This is a genomic window from Dyadobacter sediminis (genome assembly GCF_005860765.1).
Classification (GTDB): Bacteria; Bacteroidota; Bacteroidia; order Cytophagales; family Spirosomataceae; genus Dyadobacter; species Dyadobacter sediminis.
In genome coordinates this window covers 864,152-884,389 of the sequence record NZ_VCEI01000011.1, presented here as the reverse complement: position 1 = coordinate 884,389, position 20,238 = coordinate 864,152, and the positions used below count along the sequence as shown (strand labels likewise).

Below are 20,238 nucleotides of genomic sequence, written 5' to 3'. Positions count from 1 at the left end.
ACAATTTTTATGCTTGTAAACTGCTTTCTTCATTTTTGCTTCGATAAGGTTACTTATTCGTTAAATCATCAACCAATCAGCTATGCGTTATTCTTGTACTCTGATTCAGATCGTCGTTCTTTTTCTCTTTTGTATTGAAAATTCCCTTGCTCAGGGCAGGGAAGTAAGCGGCATCGTGCAGACATCTACCGGCGAACCGCTTCCCGGAGCTACGGTGCTCGTTGCCGGTACCAACACCGCAACCATTTCGGATGCAGACGGTAAATTTTCACTGACTGCTGCAAACGGACAAACATTGCGGGTTTCATTTATCGGTTTTCTGCCCTCAGAAGTTCCCGTAACGGATCAGACTACTTATACGATCCAGCTTGCGGAGGATGCACAGAACCTGGAAGAGTTTGTCGTAATCGGCTATCAGTCCGTAAGACGGACGGATCTCACCGGCGCAACCGGTATTATTGATGCGCAGAATACCAACAAGCGCATTGCCCGTTCGGTGCCGGAAGCCTTGCAGGGTATGACGCCAGGCGTAGCAGTAAGGAACGGCGGTGCGCCGGGACAGGAAGCAGTTGTAAATATCCGCGGGCTCAGTACCCTGTTTGGTAATGCCAGCCCGCTTTATGTCATCGACGGCATGCTGGCCGATGCCAATACGACGGTGAATCCCAACGATGTGGAAACCATACAAGTTCTGAAGGATGCTTCGGCAGCGGCTATTTACGGCTCCCGTGCAGCGAATGGCGTCATAATCATTACTACCAAAAAAGGAAAAGAAGGTGCACTGAAAGTGGATGCAACTGCCCGAGTAGGAATTTCGTCACTTCCCAAACGGTGGGACATGATGAACGCGCAGGAGTATGTGCAAACAAACACACGCGCTTATCAGGCGGCAAGTTATGCCTTGCAACCGGCTGTTGCTGGCTATAACGGAGCGGTAAATACCAACTGGGCAGACGAGCTGCTGCGGACAGGAAGTATTCAGGACTATAACGTCAGCCTGTCGGGTGGCGGAAAAGACAGCAGGTTCCTGATTTCCGGCTCCTATTTTGCCGACAAAGGCATCCTGAAAGCTCGCGATTTCCAGCGTGCATCCGTACGGATCAATACGGAAGCAACGCGAAACAATTTTACTTTCGGTGAAAACATGATGATTTCCAGCACCGAACGCAATGCGCCGTTTCAGGGCGGATTTGCCGAAGGGAATGCATGGTATGATATCTGGACTAGTCTTCCGATCATCCCGGTTCAAAGTGCTGATCTGGTGAGTACTTCCAATCCCGGCGGATGGGGTTACGGTTCGTTCAATGCGCGTTCTTTTGCAAGAAATCAGGCTGCGATCAATAATATCACGCAATCGACGAGTAATTTTTTCAAGGTTCTGGGAAACGCCTATGTTGATTACAAAATCTTCAAAGGCGTGAGTTACCGTTTTAATGCGGGGCTGGAAACCAGTTTTGACAAGACGAACGATGTCCGGAAAGAAGGTTTCTGGTACTGGAACCAGTCGCCGGAATTCAGCAGCGTAGGGCAGTCGCGTTCACAGTTTCTGAGCTATCTGTTTGAACATACGCTGAACTTTAATTTTACTTTTAATAAACATAACCTCAATGGTGTCGTCGGATATACACAGCAGACCATCCGGAACGATGCCGTTGGCGGACGACGCCTGCAGCTTGGCATTTACGGAGGGGATTATTTTACAACCATCAATTCGGCCAGCGGCGGCATGACTGCTTCAGGAACGCGCTCGCAAACACTGATCAATTCAGCATTGGGACGGCTGAACTACAATTATGCTGAAAAATATTACCTCACCTTTACATTCCGCGCCGACAAGGATTCACGCTTTTCACCTGCACACCGTACGGGTTATTTCCCTTCCGCGGCGGCTTCCTGGAAAATCAGCAACGAAGAGTTTTTCAAATCCGACCTGATCACCGAGCTGAAACTGAGAGGTTCTTACGGCGTTCTCGGTTCTGCCAACCTGAGCAATTATCAGTTTACAGGATTTCTGAACCAGGCACCACGCGCCGTGTTCGGATCGGGTCAAACCGAGTTTCCCGGCGCAACGCAGGCCAGGCTCGTGTATGAGGATATCAAATGGGAACAAAAAGCTACAACCAATCTGGGCGCTGACCTTGTGCTTTTTAATAACAAGCTTGCCATTACAGTGGATGCATTCCGTTCCGTTGCCAAGGACGTTTTGCTCTCGCTTCCGCTGCCGCTTTACATCGGAAATTTACAGGGCGACCCGCTTGTTAATATTGGTTCCATTGAAAACAAAGGTATTGAGCTCGACCTTGCCTACCGCCAGACGTCCGGTCCGTTCACATGGAGCATTGCGCCCAATGTCAGCGTGATCCGGAATAAAGTGCTTGAACTCGGAAATCTGGGTGTAGACGAAGAAACGGGTGAGCCGAGAAATTACATTCAGTCGGGCAATACACGCTCGCAGGTCGGACGTTCCATTGGCGAGTATTATCTGATAAAAACAGACGGGCTGTTTCAGAACAATGAAGAAATACAGTCGCACCGTGCGCAGGCCGCTTACGCAAAACCCGGCGATGTCCGTTATGTAAACCGGATTGATCAGGGTACCAATGATGATATCAATGACCGCGACCGGACGTTCGCAGGCAGTCCGTGGCCGAAACTGACTTCGGGCCTGATCCTGAACGGAACCTGGTCGGGCTTGTCGCTGAACATCCAGTTTTACGGCGCATTCGGCCAGAAACTATACAATGATGTAAGAAGGGAAATTGACGGCATGGGTTATTCCAATTACCGTCGCGGCATCAACCCGTGGACACCCGAAAATACCGGTACCGATTTTCCGCGACTGGGCGTTTCCTATTCAACCGGTGCAGCCGGCGATCCTGCTTCGGCCGACCGGGGAATTGTTTCCAATGTACGTGCCAATACGGACCGCTGGCTGGAAAACGGTTCCTATCTGCGTCTGAGAAATGTGGAGCTGGGTTATTCCATTCCCGAATCTGTCACCGGAAAACTGCACCTGAGCAATGCGAGAGTATATGTAAGTGCGCAGAACCTGCTGACTTTCACCAAGTATACCGGATTGGACCCGGATGTGGTGGGTGCCAACTTCAATCTGGAACCCGGTGTGGATCTGGGAAGTTATCCTTCTTCGCGCATAATTTCTTTCGGCCTGAACCTGGGCTTCTGACAAACGGCCATTTACTTCAAAAGACATCAACATGAAAAAGATATTTCTGCTTGCTTCCTTTATTCTGCTGGTTACCACCGCTTGTGACCGCGATTTTGATGAGCCTAATCCGAACAATCCGACCATTGCATCTTTCTGGAAAAGCGAGAGCGATGCGGTGAAGGGAATCAATGCGGTTTACAGTACCTTTCACCGCACTGCCACGCTTTATTCCCGGTTTCTGTTTTATCACGGTATGCTCCGTTCCGATGAAGGTTACGGCTCAGGCGGCGATATCACGCTGAACAATATCATGAGTTTCAACCAGACCAATTATAACGAAGGTCTGACTGCCGGAACGTGGCAGAATTTGTTTATCGGCGTATTCCGGGCAAATCAGGTTTTGGCCTATGTACCGGAAATTGCTATGGATGAAGCATTGAAAAACCGGATTATAGGCGAGGCTAAATTCCTCCGAGGATTATTTTATTTTAATCTGACGCTGTACTACGGCAGGCCGCCGCTGATCCTGGAACCTTCCGAGCCGACTGACAGGCCATCCAACGCAACCAATGCGGAAGCGTGGGCGCAGGTTGAAAAAGACCTTTCCGAAGCTGCGGCGGCTTTGCCGCTGAGCTATACCGGCGACGATCTGGGCCGGGCTACACGCGGCGCGGCCTTGGGCTTGCTCGGCAAAGCCCATCTGCAGCAAAACAAATATCAGGAAGCAGTCAATACGCTGGCCTGGTTTATTACGGGTGAAGGAAAAAGCCTGTACAGTCTTGTTCCCAATTATCAGGACAATTTTAAAGCATCCACAGAAAACAACAGCGAATCTGTATTTGAAATACAGTTCCGTTTCAATCCCAATGAAAGTACGGATGACGATGTGGACGAAACGCGGATCAATAACACGGGAACGTCCATTGCCCAGTTTTATGCACCGCGCGGCGTCGGGTTTTCCGATGGCGGAGCACGCCGCTGGCTGATCGGGGAATTTGAAAAAGAAAAAACAGCTGCCGGAACAAGGGATCCGAGACTTGCCGCCACCTTGCTGTTCGATTCTACGGATGTCCGCGGTCCGCAATTTACAACGGTTTACGGTCAGACATTCGCAAGCCGTTACGGTACCACCGGAGGCGAAAGCAGCGCAGTATGGTTCCGCAAGCAGCTGAATGATAACGAGCCGGGCAGGACTGAAGAAGGTTTCAGGTCGCCAAACAATCTCCGGCTGATCCGGTATGCCGATATTTTGCTGATGTACGCCGAGGCACTGAACGGAACAGGACAGACGACCCAGGCTTATCCGTATGTGGATATGGTTCGCGCACGCGCCGGATTGCGGCCGTTGACGCAGGCTAAACCGGCTATGACGCAGGCACAGTTTCTGGCACAGATCAAGCATGAACGCATTACCGAACTTACAGGCGAGAGCTGGCGGTTTGCCGACCTGCAGCGTTGGGGTGATCTTGGTCCGGAACTGGCAGCAAGAGATCCTGAATTTACCAATTTCGTAAAAGGCAGAAATGAATGGTATCCGATTCCGCAATCGGATATAGATCTGAATCCGAACCTGACGCAGAATCCCGGGTATTAAGAAACAGGGTTTTTGTATAGTGGTGTACACATTTATCTTACATTTACATGTTTGCCAACCTGATCAAAGTGTGTGTTTTTAGTTTGATTTTGTTATCATTGCTTACTTCCTGTGCATCTGTCCGTGTAAAGGAAATAAAACATGATGAGGCAAAAACAAGCGATTGCCAGCTTCCGGTATTCAGGAATGCAAGTGAGATCGGTGGTGCTTACAACGTATTATGCGATCTGGAAAGCATTACCGGCTCATCCTTGTATGTCAGAAGAACTGCGGAAGCAGCTATCAAAAAGGCCATGCCTGCTGCCTGTCGGTGCGGTGCAGATGCGGTTCTGGTAATCAGTTCGGGAAGAACAAATCTGTCTTTTTTCTCATGGCGTAGAGGCGTCGCTACGCTTCAGGCCGTTCAATTAAATCATAGCGCAATCCGTTAAACCATATGATCATTCGCTCACTTTGTCGCGCTGTTTTAGTCTGGTGTATTCCACTGTTGTTTATCAATGCATCCTGCAAAAAGGAAGCAAAAAACCAACTGCCCGGCGTTACGGAGCAGACAGCCCGATTTACCAATCCGCTGCTTGAATCCGCGCCTGATCCGTGGGTATTCCAGAAAGATTCCGTTTATTATTACCTGCATACGCTAGGCAACCGGATTGAAATTCGGAAAACGGGTAAGATGAGCCGACTGAAGGATGCTGTGCCGGTTACTGTATTTAATGCGCCGGCTTCGGGTGGCAATTCACGGGATATATGGGCGCCCGAGCTGTTTTTTCTGAACGGAAAATGGTATATCTATTATACCGGCTCGGATGGAAATGATCGTGAACACCGCATGTGGGTACTTGAAAATGCAAGCCCGGACCCGACGCAGGGTACATGGATCGATAAGGGCAGACTTGTAACGCAGCCCACCGATTTATGGTCCATTGATGCAACGATTTTCCAGCAGGATACCACGTTATACATGATCTGGTCGGGCAGACCGTTTGCGGGTGGAAACGATGATCTGACACAGAATCTTTACATTTCACGCATGAGCAATCCCTATACGCTCACCGGTCCGACGGTAAAAATGGCTGCTCCCGAGAATGAATGGGAAAAACGCGGATTTCCGGTGAATGAAGGTCCGGAAATTCTAAGAAGTCCTTCCGGAAAAACATTTGTCGTGTATTCGGGCAGTTACTGCGGCGATGACCGTTACGGACTGGGATTAATCAGTCTGAAAGAAGCAGGCGACCCGATGGATGTGAAAAGCTGGACCAAAATGCCAACTCCTGTTTTTACCGGGCTTGCTTCAGCGAATGCTTTCGGAGTCGGGCACAACGGATTTTTCAAATCAAAGGACGGGAAAGAAGACTGGATTATTTACCATGCCAATTCAGCGGCCGGACAGGGTTGCGGCAATGCAAGGAACGTAAGAATACAAAAGTTCAGCTGGAATGCGGATGGTTTGCCGGTTTTCGGAGAGCCGGTTGCGACGGGACTGGCTATTACCGTCCCATCCGGTGAATAGTGATTTGATTATATTTGGAAGTTTGAAAAACATTCACCTTAAAATTTGTTTATGAAGATTCTGAGCATTCATTTGCTGCTGTTGGTTTTGGTTCAATTTGCAAATGCACAAAGGGCGGTTATCCGGGGCGATTTTGCAGACCCGTCCGTTATTAAAGTTGGTAAATCTTATTATGCTGCTGCCACGAGTTCCAACTGGGCGCCTGCATACCCGGTAATGAAATCGAAAGACCTTAAAAACTGGAAACAGACTGGCTCCATTTTTCCGGACCTGACTTCCTGGGCAGATTACTATTACTGGGCACCGGAGCTCAACTATGACAACGGGAAAGTGTATGCCTATTATACGGCTCACAAAAAAGGCGGGAACCTGTGCATAGGCGTGGCCAGTGCTGACAGTCCCGAAGGCCCGTTCAAGGATCACGGCCCGCTTGTGTGCCAGGAAGCCGGATCAATCGACGGATTTCCGATCCGGGATGAAAACAACAAGCTGTATCTGATCTGGAAAGAGGACGGCAACAGCATCGGACAGCCAACACCGATCTGGATTCAGGCGCTTAATGAGGAAAGAACCCAGCTCACCGGTGAAAAAAAAGAATTGTTCAGGAACGATAAGCCATGGGAAGGAAATCTGGTGGAAGGTGTTTCGGTGATCAAGAATAACGGTTATTTTTATGCAATATATGCGGCTGCGGGTTGCTGCGGCGCAGGTTGTACCTATGCAACGGGCATTGCACGGGCCAAAAACCTGATGGGGCCATGGGAAAAGTACGCAGCAAACCCCATCCTCACCGGACAAGGTGACTGGATTTGTCCCGGACACGGAACGGCGATCATGCACAAGGGGAAAAACTATTTCATGTACCATGCCTACGACAAAACTTCAACCCAGTATACCGGCCGTCAGGCGCTGATCCGGGGCTTTGAATTTACGCCTGACAACTGGCTACGCTTTACAGACGAATATCTGTCACCTTCCAACAAGAATTTAGCTTATACATCGACTGACAATTTTGACAAGAAAAGTCTGAACCTGCAATGGAGCTGGTCGGTATTCAACAAGCCTGAATATGAATTGAAAAACGGAAGACTGGCGCTGCAGATCAAAGATGAAAGGGAAATTTTCATTGCCCGCAGGATAGACAGTCCAAATTATCAGGCGACTGTGGAAACCGTTCCGGGAAAAAACCCGTTGGCCGGTGTCGCATTGATCGGGGATGAAAAGAACCTGATTTACGCGGTTGCCAAACAGGATAGTATCCATGTAACCATTGCCAGGGACGGTGCGAGAAGCAGCCTGGGCAAGTTTCCGGTGGCTGCGGCAGACAAGCACCTGTTTTTGAAAATGGATGTAAAAAACAATAAGGAAATCAGTTTCTCGTACAGTCTGAACGGAGATGATTTTACAAAACTGGATATAACCATGCCCGATATTTCGTACCTGCCGCCATGGGACCGTGCCGTACGGGCCGGTATTTTAGCCAAAGGTGTTCAGGGCGATGTGGCAGTTGTGGAAGGGTTTGTGTTTAAAAGTGAATAGCTGGTGCATGTTGAATGGCGGGAGACATTCATGGACGTGCATATCCCGGAAAGTCACAGGCTGGTTTATAATCTGGCATGTCATTTTTACAGGTAAATGAACCGTAAGCCAGTTTGGCAATGGATACCCAATGCCGCATACCAATCATTTTACATCTTCATTTATGCATCTGACCAAAGAAGAAATTCAAAATACAGAACGGATCAAACGTTTAAATATCATCAATTCCATCACCGGCATTAAACCGGCCAATCTGGTTGGAACCGTTTCCGATGACGGCAAAACAAACCTGGCCATTTTCAGTTCAGTTGTACATCTGGGCAGCAACCCTGCATTGATCGGATTTATTATAAGACCCGACCGCGAGGCCGGACAACATACTTTTGACAACATCAAGGAGAATGGTTGTTACACCATAAATCACGTTCATGAATCCTTTATGGAACAGGCGCATTATACTTCGGCGAAGTTTGGAAAAGATGAATCGGAATTTGATACATGTGCTTTGACAGCGGAATACATGGCCGGTTTCAAGGCGCCGTTTGTAAAAGAAAGTCTTGTGAAAATGGGAATGAAACTCGTACAAACTGTCCCGATTGAACTGAATGGAACGGTCCTGATCATCGGCGAAGTAGAACATCTGATTGTTCCTGATGAAGCTGTGAATGCGCAGGGACAGATTGATTTAAGCCAGCTGGATGATGTTGGTATTTCGGGTTTGAATTCTTATTACAAGCTGGAAAAAATCGCGGAATTTCCTTATGCCCGTCCGAACGCATTGCCTGATTTTACTAAGAAAAATGCATAGGCAGCATGACAGAAATATAAATTCAACAGATTGAAATAAACGGGTTTTGCAAATCATCAGCTTGTTACGGTTGCAAGCTGATGATTTTTTTATGCTGTTGTTAACAGACCAAAAGCCTGAAAGTGAGACAAGCAGTGAAACCGTTAAAACTTTATCAACGGATTACTGCTTTTTTGCGGCCGTTCTGGATTCCTTAAAAGGTTGAATGAAACAGATTTCAGCAAGTGCGCCAAATGCAACGCCCATGCTGTAACAAATCAGATCGCTCCATACAAACTGAAAGCCCAGAACAAGCCCGATTAAAGGCATCTTTCTCAGATCGTCAATCCATGGCGCATGATACAGCTGGCTGATTTCAATACTTACTGCAAATCCGAGTGCAATTGCAGCAACGACCAGAGTTGAACGCTTTCGGAACAGGAAAGCAAAGCCGAAAAACACCATCAAAGCCCACAAGGCATCGCCGACATAAAGCTTGATGAATGCGTAATCACCGAATAAACGTCTGGACAAATAGCCCGTAATCAATGTAATGATCGTGAGTAATCCGTAAAGAATCCTGTTTCTGGCAGGGAACAAATCGGGCATTTCGGTTGAATTGGCTTTGATAATTCGGTTCAAATTTATTTTTTAATTTCAATAGCAGCTAAACGTTTTACAAAGTTATAGCCTTATCAAAACAGGAATGTTAAGGTGAATAGAAGTTGTGTTGAGTTTCAGCTTGCGTATTGAAGGAATTTTTAAATTAAGGCAATGATATACAAATTTACACCAAATGATTATTCAAGAAAAGATAAGGCTACGAGAAGTACTTTATAGACATCAGAATCAGTTGGGAAAGTTTCTTTCTGATCCTGAAAGAGACGAATATGATTTACACTATACGATAGCTGGTCTATTAAGGGTTCTCCTTTGCGATGGCGAGGTTCCCATTTTATTATACTATGCAAAAGAGCATAATATTGAGTTAAAAGTTTGGGGTTCTTACCCTGCAAGACATACCTTCAATCCTAATAAAACCGCTTATACAATCGACGCACTAATTGCTTCCTATACCTTAGAGGAAGATGCATACGAAATGAACATAGAAGAATATTTAGATACAGAGATTGGTGCAGTTCCTAAAATTGACAAGCAAACAAACTTAGCAAAAGGAACAATCGGATACACTCCAAAACAATTAATAAAATGGATTTGTAATAAAGATGGAGTAGCGCATTTAGAGCTTAAACCAATGGCTAGCTTAGAAAGTATAAAATCTGCAATAACGGTTTTTGGGACTGCAGAAGGTTTTGGAAAGACAGATGCATTTCATTTACGATTAGCAATAATTCAAATTGGCGAATGGACCTTATCAGCAATTAAGGATATTCTTGCACAAACGCAATAAAAATTCAGGTAGCCGTAGCCAATCTTCATCTTGTGTAAATTTGTATATCATTGCCTAAATTAATAAAATCTTGTGACATAGGGTTGTCACACGGCCACTTTCCTTTGTATTGTAATTTTAATTTGCTGTTGTAAAATCGAAAATGACATTCCTATGACGGAGAAAGAAATTCAGACTTATTGTCCTGCAAGCAAGCAGCAATGGAGAGCATGGCTGATGGAAAACCATGCCCGGGAAAAATCCGTCTGGCTGATTTACCACAAGAAAAAGTCAGGCGTGCCGACCATTACCTGGAGTGAAGCCGTAGATGAAGCATTGTGTTTCGGCTGGATCGATAGTTTATCGAGGCAGATGGATGAAAACCGGTTTATGCAATTTTTTACCCGCAGAAAGCCCAACAGCGTCTGGTCCAAGATCAATAAGGAAAAAGTGAACAGGTTTATTGAAGCAGGTTTGATGACGCAGGCGGGCCTGGAAGTCATAAACATAGCCAAGCAGAACGGTTCCTGGAACATTCTGGACGAAGTGGAAGAACGGATCATTCCGGCTGATCTTCAGGCGGAGTTCAACCGCAGGCCCGATGCGGGAAAATTTTACCAAACGTTGTGCAAATCGGATCAACGCAACCTCCTGCAATGGCTTGTACTCGCCAAAAGGCCCGAAACCCGTCAGAAACGAATCAGCGAGATTGTGGAACTTACAGACCGGAATCAAAAACCTGCCATCATCCAGACAGGCAGAAAATCCTGAATCCGATTAAAGACTTATGTGATTAAACCTGCTGACGCGGAATTAACTTTGCACCATTAATCATCCTAAATGAACAACCAGTGGAATTAAGCATAGCCAGTCCTGAAGATTTGAAAATAGTACAACTTATTGCAAAAGAGACTTTTTTTGAAACGTTTGCAGCCGATAACACAGAAGCAAATATGAATAAGTATCTGGTGGAAAATTTCAGTGATGAAAAAATCAGATCCGAATTAACCAATCCGGAATCGGTATTTTGTATTGCCTGGAATAATGAAACACCGGTTGGCTATCTGAAGGTAAATACCGGAACGTCGCAAACGGAACTTCGGGATGGATCTGCACTTGAAATAGAGCGTATTTATGTAAAAAAGGCTTTTCATGGTGAAAAAGTAGGTCAGATGCTGTATGAAAAAGCATTGGAAATTGCCCGCTCTCTGAATAAATCCTATATCTGGCTTGGTGTCTGGGAAAAGAACCGGAAAGCCATCCGATTTTATGAAAAAAATGGTTTTGCAGCGTTTGACAAGCATATTTTCCGGTTCGGTGAAGATGAGCAAACCGATATGATGATGAAAAAAGACCTTTAAACAGCAGTTTCAAAAAATTATACTTAAATAATTCAATAAGAGAAACAGCAACAACAAATGACCAAACGGATTCATCCGAACTGACCTCATGACTAAAATTCACTCCGCCTGGAACAATTCTTTCAATAACAACGGCAAAAACAATTCTTAAAATGAAAAATAGTGCGCTTGTTGTTGGATCGAGTGGGATTACCGGAAGTAACCTTGCTGAAAAGCTCATTGAAAAAGGGTGGGTAACTTACGGACTGGCCAGAAAACCGAATACGGATATTCCGGAATTGATTCCTGTTGCTGCCGATCTGCTGGATGAAGGGAGCCTGGAAGCTGCGCTGAAAGACGTTCAGCCGACACACGTATTCCTGACCAGCTGGATGCGCAACGAAACGGAAGCGGAAAACATCCGTGTGAATAGTCTGATGGTGCGCAATTTGCTTAATGCGCTGTCGCCCCAGAAATCGGTGCAGCATGTTGCGCTTGTAACCGGCCTGAAACATTATCTTGGCCCTTTTGATGCGTATGCCAAAGCCGGAACGTTACCCGAAACGCCTGTACGCGAAGAACATCCCCGACTGGATATTGAAAACTTTTATTATGCACAGGAAGACGAAGTATATGCTGCCGCAGCGCGTGACGGCTTTACATGGAGCATTCACCGGCCGCATACCGTAATCGGCAAAGCAGTCGGCAATATGATGAATATGGGGACAACACTGGCTGTATATGCCACGATTTGTAAAGAAACCGGTCGTCCGTTTGTGTGGCCGGGGTCCGGTGCGCAGTGGAACGGACTTTCGGATGTTACCGATGCCAGAATACTTGCCGAGCATCTGATATGGGCGGCAACAACGCCGCAGGCACACAATGAAGCATTTAACATTACGAACGGCGACGTGTTCCGGTGGAGCTGGCTGTGGCGAAAACTGGCCGAATGGTTTGACATTCAGCCAAAAGGCTTTGACGGTGAGATTCGCCCGATGGAAGCTGAAATCGCAGGAGACCAGCAAGTCTGGAATGAAATGGCAGTCAAGTACAATTTGAAGGAAAACAACCTGAACCGCCTGGTTTCGGCCTGGCATACCGATCTGGATCTGGGCCGTCCAATCGAGGTTATGACAGATATGTCCAAAAGCCGGAAGCTCGGATTTACGAATTTCCAGTCCACCCAGGATTCGTTTTATGACCTGTTTGAAAAATTGCGGAAAGATCGTTTGATACCTTGACCTTTTCTGCATCCAATTATTTTTGGAAGTTTACTTGAACACTTCTTCCGATTTTATAATGCACTGTCGCTGTACAGGGCTGTTTTTTTGGTATATAATGCATATACTATCGACCTGAGAACGGCCTGCAACTTGAACAGCCCATCTTACATCCAATTCATAATTTCCCAGGATTATTCCGGCTTCTGTTGCACGACTGATGAAAATCATCCTTCATGCCCACGGCCGTCATCTACGCAAAAACCGCTAATCAGCACCTTTACCGGGCAGTTAAGCTGCGGGTTCAAAGTTAAGCGGGCGTACTCATGAATTTTTTAAAGGAAGAAAGAAAGCAGGAGACTGCTGCCAAGCATATCTGTTATCATTGCGGAGAAGAATGCCGGGAGGAAATTATCCTTGCAGACGAGCATGCGTTCTGCTGTAAAGGCTGTTTTAATGTTTATGACATTTTAAAAGAAAGTGATTTATGCGCCTACTATTCCGTTGAAGGCGCAACGGGCATCTCGCCTGACAAAGCCTATTTCAACGGCAAATACGATTATCTGGATCTGCCGGAAGTCAGCGAAAAGATCTTGGAATTTACAAATCATCCTTTATCACGGGTCAACTGGCATATTCCCAAAATGCATTGCAGCTCATGCATCTGGCTGCTGGAACAGCTGTATAAATTTAATCCGGCGGTCAGAAGTTCGGTGGTGAACTTTCCTGAAAAAAAGGTCAGAATCACATTCGATACGGAAAAGATCAGACTCAGCGAGCTGGCAGCATTGATCTCGCAAATTGGTTACGAGCCCTATATCAGTTTGAATGACCTCGGAGGCCAGCAGATCAAAAATTGGAACCGTACACGGCTGTATAAAATCGGTATCGCGGGATTTTGTTTCGGTAATATCATGATGCTGAGCTTTCCGGAATATTTTCATCTGGGAAATTCGGGTTCGGACCAAAATCTGCGGGTTACTTTCGGTTTCCTGAATCTGGTCCTGAGCCTTCCGGTGCTGCTTTATTGTGCCGGTGACTTTTTCAGATCGGCCTGGTCTGCACTGAAAGGAAAATACCTGAATATCGACGCGCCGATTGTGCTGGCCTTGCTGAGCATTTTCGGTCTGAGCCTGTATCAGATTCTTTCCGAAACCGGCCCGGGCTATTTGGATTCACTGACCGGCGCTGTTTTCTTTATGCTGACCGGCCGTTTTTTTCAGGACAAAACATACGACAGCATTTCTTTTGACCGGGATTACAAATCCTACTTTCCGGTTGGTGTCTCTGTATTGAAAGGCGGTACGGAAGTGCGCACACCCATAACGGAACTCGCTCCGGGCGATACAGTACTGGTCCGCAATGCAGAACTGATCCCGGCGGACGCCGTGCTGCTCAGTCCGGAGGCGTGGATTGATTACAGCTTTGTTTCCGGCGAAGCGGAACCTGTTTCGCGGAAAAAAGGCGAAATGATTTATGCAGGCGGAAAACAGACCGGAACGGCCATTCAACTGGAAGTGCTGAGGAAAGTTTCTCAAAGTTATCTGACCCAGCTCTGGAACAATGACGCCTTCTCGAGGGAAAAAGAAAATCAGAACAATACTCTTTCTGCCCGGATCAACCGCTCCTTTTCGGTCATTGTCCTGATCATTGCCACGGTTACATTTCTCATCTGGTATTTTGTTAAAAACGATCCTGAAACGGCCTTCCGGGCATTTACAACCTGTCTGCTGGTGGCTTGTCCGTGCGGCCTGCTGTTTTCCTCTACTTTCACGAACGGAAATATTTTAAGTCTTTTTGGAATAAACCGCTGCTATCCGAAGAACGCCGATGCCGTTGAGCGCTTGTCGCACATTGATACGGTTGTTTTTGACAAGACAGGCACCATTACCCGGTCCGAAGAAGCCGACGTGCAGTTTGTCGGCAAGGAATTATCCGATGACGAGCTGATTATCATCAAGACGGTTGCATCACAATCCTCCCATCCGCTCAGCCGGATGATCGTGGGAAATCTTGCACATATCCAGATTAGCAGACGAAGCCTGGAAAATTATTCAGAAGTCCGTGGAGCGGGCATTCAGGTGCTTCGGGGAAAACAGGAAATACGGCTTGGCTCTGCGGAATGGGTCGGTGCATCTTCTGAAAATAATGCAGACTATTCATCTTCAAAGGTGTATGTCGCCATTGATCAAGTGGTGCTCGGGTTTTTCGCAATCCGGATTCAATACCGCAGTAATTTGCCCGAAGCCATTTCAGCACTTCGGAAATACGGATTTCAAACTTTTCTGCTCTCCGGTGACAAGCCTGCCGACCCGCATTTCCTAAGCAAGGTTTTCGGCCATGAAGCAAGCCTTCTTTTTAACCGGAAACCGGATGAAAAACTGGAATTCATCAAAAATCTGCAAAATAGCCATCACAGAAATGTGCTGATGATCGGCGACGGCCTGAACGATGCCGGTGCTTTGCGGCAGAGCAATGTAGGCATGGCAGTTTCTGATGATACCGCTGATTTCTCGCCTTCCTGCGATATGATCATGGAAGGCCGTCAGCTTTCGCGCTTACCCGCATTTATAAAGCTGGCGAAGGCAGGGCAGAAAATCATCAAGGCCAGCTTTGCCATTTCGCTTATCTACAATATTCTGGGTCTTTTCTTTGCAATCGGCGGGAAATTGTCTCCCGTGTTTGCGGCCATTCTGATGCCGGTCAGTCTGATCACGATTGTTGCCTTTACCACTGCGGCCAGCAAGCTGGCAGCCAGACGAATTTTCAGGGACTGACCAAAATCATCGCCTGCAGTATCCGTCATCATCACGCCGACCGGCGCGATCGGGTAGTTTTGAATAACAAAAGACACTTAAACCCTCCTTCCTATGAGCGCATTTTATGTCATGATCATCACCAGCCTTTTTATTGCTGCCGCATTTTTAAGTGCTTTCATCTGGTCGGTCAAAAAAGGACATTATGACGACGACTATACACCTTCGATACGGATTTTACTGGATGATCCGGTCAGCGAAAAATCCAACAGAAAAGACAAGTAAGCCATTCACCAAATTTTACCTGAGTTATGTCAAACGTTCCGCATCCTGAACTCGTTCCTGTTGAACTGGATGATTTTCAATATGATAACCGCATTGTACGGGATTTTGCGATTGCCACCATTTTGTTTGGTCTTATCGGCATGCTGGTCGGGTTGCTTGCTGCCTTTCAGCTGGTTTTCCCCGGCCTGAACATGGATCTTCCCTTTCTGACTTTCAGCCGCATCCGGCCGCTGCATACCAATGCGGTGATTTTTGCCTTTGTAGGAAACGGCTTTTTCACCGGATTATATTATTCGGTTCCCAGGGTTTTGCGGACACCGATATGGAGTCCGGTACTTGCCAGGCTGCATTTCTGGGCATGGCAGTTCATTATCCTTGCCGCAGCAATCACACTTCCAATGGGGCTGACCACTTCCAAGGAATACGCCGAACTGGAATGGCCTATTGATGTGGCCATTGCCGTAGTATGGGTTGCCGCGCTGATCAACATCATCATGACGACGATCAACCGCCGGACCGAGCACATTTATGCGGCAGTTTGGTTTTACATTGCCTCTTTTGTAACCGTTGCCATGCTGCACGTGGTCAACAGCATGGCGTTACCGATCTCCCTTTTCAAAAGTTATTCCGTTTATGCAGGCGTGCAGGATGCACTGGTACAATGGTGGTACGGACACAATGCCGTAGCCTTTTTCCTGACTACGCCTTATCTGGGTCTGATGTATTATTTTCTGCCCAAAGCAGCCAACCGGCCTATTTATTCCTACCGGCTTTCTATTGTTCATTTCTGGGCGCTGATTTTTCTGTACATCTGGGCAGGACCTCACCACTTGCTTTATACGGCGCTTCCGGAATGGGCGCAAACCTTGGGAACCGTCTTTTCCGTCATGCTGATCGCGCCTTCGTGGGGAGGAATGATCAACGGGCTGATGACGCTGCGCGGCGCGTGGGACCGCGTGCGTGAGGATGTAGTCCTGAAATTTATGGTTGTGGCAATTACCGCTTACGGAATGGCAACGTTTGAAGGACCCATGCTTTCTTTCAAGAATGTAAACGCCATTGCACACTATACCGACTGGATCGTGGCGCACGTGCATGTGGGCGCGCTGGGCTGGAACGGCTTTCTGACTTTCGGGATTTTGTACTGGCTTTTCCCGCGCATATATGGACGTCCGTTATACTCGCAGAAGGCTGCCAATTTCCATTTCTGGATCGGTACGCTCGGCATTGTATTCTATACGGTTCCCATGTACTGGGCGGGCTGGGTACAAAGCTCGATGTGGAAGGAGTTTACGCAGGAAGGACTTTTGAAATACCCTAACTTCCTGGAAACCGTGACGCAACTGAAACCCTTGTATTTTCTGCGCGGCGTAGGCGGCACGCTGTACATCATCGGTTTTGTGGTCATGATCTACAACCTCTGGATGACGGCCCTGAAAGGTACATTGATTGCCACTGAAACGGCACGCGCCTTGCCGTTGAAAGCCATCTGGCACACTGAAAAAAGCGAACACTGGCACCGCAGATGGTTTGAACGCAAGCCTTTGACTTTGACCGTATTTGCATTGGTCGCAGTAGCCATCGGCGGCATGGTCGAAATGATCCCGACTTTTATGATTGACTCCAATGTTCCGACGATTACGGCCGTTAAACCCTATACGCCGCTGGAATTGCAAGGACGCGATATTTACGTACGGGAAGGCTGCTATGTGTGCCATACGCAAATGATACGTCCGTTCCGCTCCGAAATCGAACGTTACGGAGAGTATTCCAAATCCGGCGAATTTGTATACGATTACCCGCACCAGTGGGGCTCCAAAAGGACCGGTCCGGATCTGCACCGGGTAGGAGGGAAATACCCCGACTCCTGGCATTACAATCACATGGAAGATCCCGCAAGCATGTCGCCCGGCTCCATTATGCCCCGCTATGGCTGGCTGCTGGAAGACAATCTCGATACCACCACAACTGCTGCGAAGATCCGCGCCATGCAGACGCTGGGCGTGCCATACGAAAAAGATTATGACAAGATTGCCAATGCCGAATTGCATAAACAGTCCAAAGAAATACAGGCGCGGCTCAGACAAAGCGGAATCAAAACAGCCGAAAACAAGGAAATCATTGCTCTGATTGCCTATCTGCAAAGACTGGGAACGGATATTAAAACTGAAAAGTAAATCATGAAATTTCGTAACTACCTCGAAACCATATCCGGAATAAGCATTTATCCGCTCATTTCGCTCATTATCTTTTTTCTCTTCTTTGTGTCGCTGCTTGTTTTTGTTTTACGGATGGACAAAAAGACATTGAAGAAACTGGAAAGCATGCCGCTGAACGATGGAGTCATCAAAAAAGGTATTTTGACCGTTGCTGTCTTACTGATGATCTCCGTTTCTGCTTTTGCACAGGCGCCCATAGCCGAAATACAGAACATCAGCGGTACTGAAATCGTGCTCTATCTGTTGCTGGTTGTGTCGTTTTTCGTTGCCGTACAGCTGGTTATTACGCTGGCAAGTGCTTTAAGTACTTTGAATAAGTTTACTAAAAATAAGAAAGCGGCTCAGAGCAAAACGAGGGAAACGATTTCCTGGTGGAGAAAATTTGCAGGAATGAGCGTCATGCCGGCAGATGAAAAACACCTGATTATTGAAGGCCATGACTACGACGGCATTCATGAACTCGATAACCGTATGCCGCCGTGGCTGCAATCGCTTTTTGCGGGTACGATCGTGATCGCCATTGCTTACTTTGCTTACTACTACAGCGGAATCGGCGATTTTCAACTGGCGGAGCTGGACAAGGAAATGGCGCAGGCGGAGATTGACAAAAAGATCTATATGGAAAAGGTAGGCGCCAGCATGGACGAAAACAACGTTGCACAGCTTACCGATCCGGCAATAGTAAGCGAGGGAAAGAAAACTTTTCAGGAAAAATGCTCGGCCTGCCATGGCATGGACGGCGGCGGAACGGTAGGCCCGAACCTGACAGACAACTACTGGCTGCACGGCACCGGCATTAAGAATATTTTCAAAACGATCAAATACGGCGTGCCTGAAAAAGGAATGATTTCCTGGGAAAAACAGCTTTCGCCAACGGATATCCAGAAAGTGGCGAGTTATGTTATGACGCTGAAAGGATCAACGCCGGCCAATCCGAAAGAGCCGCAGGGAGAACTGATGACGGATGAAAAAATTGCCGCAAATTAAATCCGGCTTAACCAAGTGCAACGCACCAATACAATGAGTTCTCAAACCTTTGCTACTTCCGGCCACGACCCTTCTTTCCGCGATCAGTTCAACGTTGTGAACAAGGACGGGAAGCGGAACTGGATTTATCCTCAAAAGCCAAAAGGCAAATGGCACAACCGGAGGGTCTGGTTTACTGTTTTGATTTTAACCCTGCTTTTTTCAGGGCCTTTTATCCGGGTGAATGATCAGCCGCTGTTGCTTTTCAACGTACTGGCGCGAAAGTTCATTCTGTTCGGCATCTTCATCGGTCCGCAGGATTACTGGATTTTCGGGCTTGCCATGCTTTCCTTTATGGTTTTCATTGTGCTCTTTACAAGCATCCTGGGAAGGTTATGGTGTGGCTGGGCTTGTCCGCAGACGGTGTTCATGGAAATGGTGTTCCGCAAGATCGAATATGCCATCGAAGGGGACGCGACCAAACAGAAATTGCTTGACAAAGCGCCCTGGACAAAAGCCAAAATCCTTAAAAAAGGAACCAAATACGTCCTTTTCCTGCTGATCTCTTTTGCAATCGCCAACCTGTTGCTGGCTTATGTGATCGGAACGGACGAGTTGGTAAAAATCATTCGCGAACCCATAGAAAATCACCTGGTCCTGTTCTCCGGGATCATTGGTTTTACCGCATTGTTTTATTTCAATTTTGCTTGGCTCCGGGATCAGGCCTGTACGGTAGTATGCCCGTACGGCCGCTTGCAGAGTGTATTTATGGATCGCAATACAATCGTGGTCGGCTACGATTACGGGCGTGGCGAGCCGCGTGGAAAAATGCACAAAGGACAGAAAAGAACGGAAGGCGATTGCATTAACTGTCACCAATGCGTGGCGGTATGTCCGGTGGGGATTGATATCCGGAACGGCCTCCAGATGGAATGCGTGAACTGCACAGCCTGCATGGATGCCTGCGACACGATCATGGATAAAGTCGGTCTTGAAACCGGCCTGATCCGCTATACTTCGGAAAATGCAATCGTAAATAAAACCGGCAAGCTCGTCACCGCGCGTGTAATCAGCTATGCGGCTGTGCTTGTATTGCTCTGGTCGGTGCTGGGATTTGCCATTGTGTCGAGGACGGATACGCAGACTTTACTGCTCCGCGCACCGGGAAGCCAGTTTATAGAAAATGGCGACGGCACGGTCAGCAACCTGTATACATTCAAGATTTTCAACAAAACCAATCATGTCGTAAAGCCTGACATCCGGCTGAAAGATGCGGAGGGTAAACTGATCTTTGCAGGCAGTCCGGACCTCACACTGGAAGCGGCGGGAATGTCGGAAGGGACTTTGTTCATCAACGTTCCCAGAGCAGATCTGAAGAAAAGAAAGACGGTTCTGAAGCTTGCCGTGTACGAAGAAAATAAGCTGCTGGAAGAATTTGAAACGCTGTTTTTAGCCGGAGAGTAATT

At 47.3% G+C, this 20,238-nt stretch carries 16 protein-coding genes; 15 read left to right on the top strand and 1 reads right to left on the bottom strand.

All coding sequences use genetic code 11. The features are described 5' to 3' along the window. Positions 1-82 precede the first annotated feature (82 nt). The 6 genes from FEM55_RS04435 (at position 83) to FEM55_RS04410 (ending at position 8,617) form a co-directional block, all read left to right on the top strand. Positions 83-3,184 carry a SusC/RagA family TonB-linked outer membrane protein gene (locus FEM55_RS04435; protein WP_138280081.1) on the top strand — a complete coding sequence of 1,034 codons (3,102 nt, stop codon included), beginning with the start codon at positions 83-85 and terminating at the stop codon, positions 3,182-3,184. 31 nt (positions 3,185-3,215) lie between these two features. Further along, positions 3,216-4,760 carry a RagB/SusD family nutrient uptake outer membrane protein gene (locus tag FEM55_RS04430; RefSeq protein ID WP_138280080.1) on the top strand — a complete coding sequence of 515 codons (1,545 nt, stop codon included), beginning with the start codon at positions 3,216-3,218 and terminating at the stop codon, positions 4,758-4,760. Positions 4,761-4,807: 47 nt separating this feature from the next. Next, positions 4,808-5,191 (top strand): hypothetical protein, encoded by a 384-nt coding sequence (locus tag FEM55_RS04425; RefSeq protein ID WP_138280079.1) that lies wholly within the window; start codon positions 4,808-4,810, stop codon positions 5,189-5,191. A gap of 5 nt (positions 5,192-5,196) precedes the next feature. Further along, positions 5,197-6,270, top strand: a complete 1,074-nt coding sequence (locus FEM55_RS04420; protein WP_138280078.1) for a glycoside hydrolase family 43 protein — start codon at positions 5,197-5,199, stop codon at positions 6,268-6,270. A 51-nt stretch (positions 6,271-6,321) separates the two neighbouring features. Then, positions 6,322-7,809 (top strand): family 43 glycosylhydrolase, encoded by a 1,488-nt coding sequence (locus FEM55_RS04415; protein ID WP_138280077.1) that lies wholly within the window; start codon positions 6,322-6,324, stop codon positions 7,807-7,809. A gap of 130 nt (positions 7,810-7,939) precedes the next feature. Beyond that, positions 7,940-8,617 (top strand): flavin reductase family protein, encoded by a 678-nt coding sequence (locus FEM55_RS04410; RefSeq protein WP_229209087.1) that lies wholly within the window; start codon positions 7,940-7,942, stop codon positions 8,615-8,617. Between the two features lie 162 nt (positions 8,618-8,779). Here the strand turns inward: FEM55_RS04410 and FEM55_RS04405 are convergent, their stop codons facing one another. Continuing rightward, on the bottom strand, positions 8,780-9,238 hold the full coding sequence (locus FEM55_RS04405) for a ribosomal maturation YjgA family protein (RefSeq protein WP_229209086.1): 459 nt from the start codon (positions 9,236-9,238) through the stop codon (positions 8,780-8,782). Between the two features lie 154 nt (positions 9,239-9,392). Between FEM55_RS04405 and FEM55_RS04400 the strand changes: the two genes are divergently transcribed. The 9 genes from FEM55_RS04400 to ccoG all read left to right on the top strand — a co-directional run bounded on the left by FEM55_RS04400 (position 9,393) and on the right by ccoG (position 20,236). After that, positions 9,393-10,007 (top strand): hypothetical protein, encoded by a 615-nt coding sequence (locus FEM55_RS04400; protein WP_138280076.1) that lies wholly within the window; start codon positions 9,393-9,395, stop codon positions 10,005-10,007. Between the two features lie 153 nt (positions 10,008-10,160). Beyond that, complete coding sequence (locus tag FEM55_RS04395) at positions 10,161-10,757, top strand: YdeI/OmpD-associated family protein (protein ID WP_138280075.1); 597 nt, start codon at positions 10,161-10,163, stop codon at positions 10,755-10,757. An 80-nt stretch (positions 10,758-10,837) separates the two neighbouring features. Further along, entirely contained in the window at positions 10,838-11,347 is a 510-nt protein-coding gene (locus FEM55_RS04390) for a GNAT family N-acetyltransferase (RefSeq protein ID WP_229219053.1), read from the top strand. 152 nt (positions 11,348-11,499) lie between these two features. Beyond that, a complete protein-coding gene (locus FEM55_RS04385) occupies positions 11,500-12,567 on the top strand; it encodes an SDR family oxidoreductase (RefSeq protein WP_138280073.1) in 1,068 nt (355 codons plus the stop codon). 305 nt (positions 12,568-12,872) lie between these two features. Further along, positions 12,873-15,323: a heavy metal translocating P-type ATPase gene (locus FEM55_RS04380; RefSeq protein WP_138280072.1), complete on the top strand. Its 2,451-nt coding sequence runs from the start codon at positions 12,873-12,875 to the stop codon at positions 15,321-15,323. A gap of 93 nt (positions 15,324-15,416) precedes the next feature. Then, positions 15,417-15,587 (top strand): cbb3-type cytochrome oxidase assembly protein CcoS, encoded by a 171-nt coding sequence (gene ccoS, locus FEM55_RS04375; RefSeq protein ID WP_138280071.1) that lies wholly within the window; start codon positions 15,417-15,419, stop codon positions 15,585-15,587. 26 nt (positions 15,588-15,613) lie between these two features. Beyond that, the gene (gene ccoN / locus FEM55_RS04370) at positions 15,614-17,764 is read left to right on the top strand and encodes a cytochrome-c oxidase, cbb3-type subunit I (RefSeq protein ID WP_138280070.1); all 2,151 of its coding nucleotides are present in this window, start codon (positions 15,614-15,616) and stop codon (positions 17,762-17,764) included. A gap of 3 nt (positions 17,765-17,767) precedes the next feature. Then, complete coding sequence (locus tag FEM55_RS04365; RefSeq protein ID WP_138280069.1) at positions 17,768-18,793, top strand: cbb3-type cytochrome c oxidase N-terminal domain-containing protein; 1,026 nt, start codon at positions 17,768-17,770, stop codon at positions 18,791-18,793. 33 nt (positions 18,794-18,826) lie between these two features. Further along, a complete protein-coding gene (gene ccoG, locus FEM55_RS04360; protein ID WP_138280068.1) occupies positions 18,827-20,236 on the top strand; it encodes a cytochrome c oxidase accessory protein CcoG in 1,410 nt (469 codons plus the stop codon). The last annotated feature ends 2 nt before the right edge of the window (positions 20,237-20,238 follow it).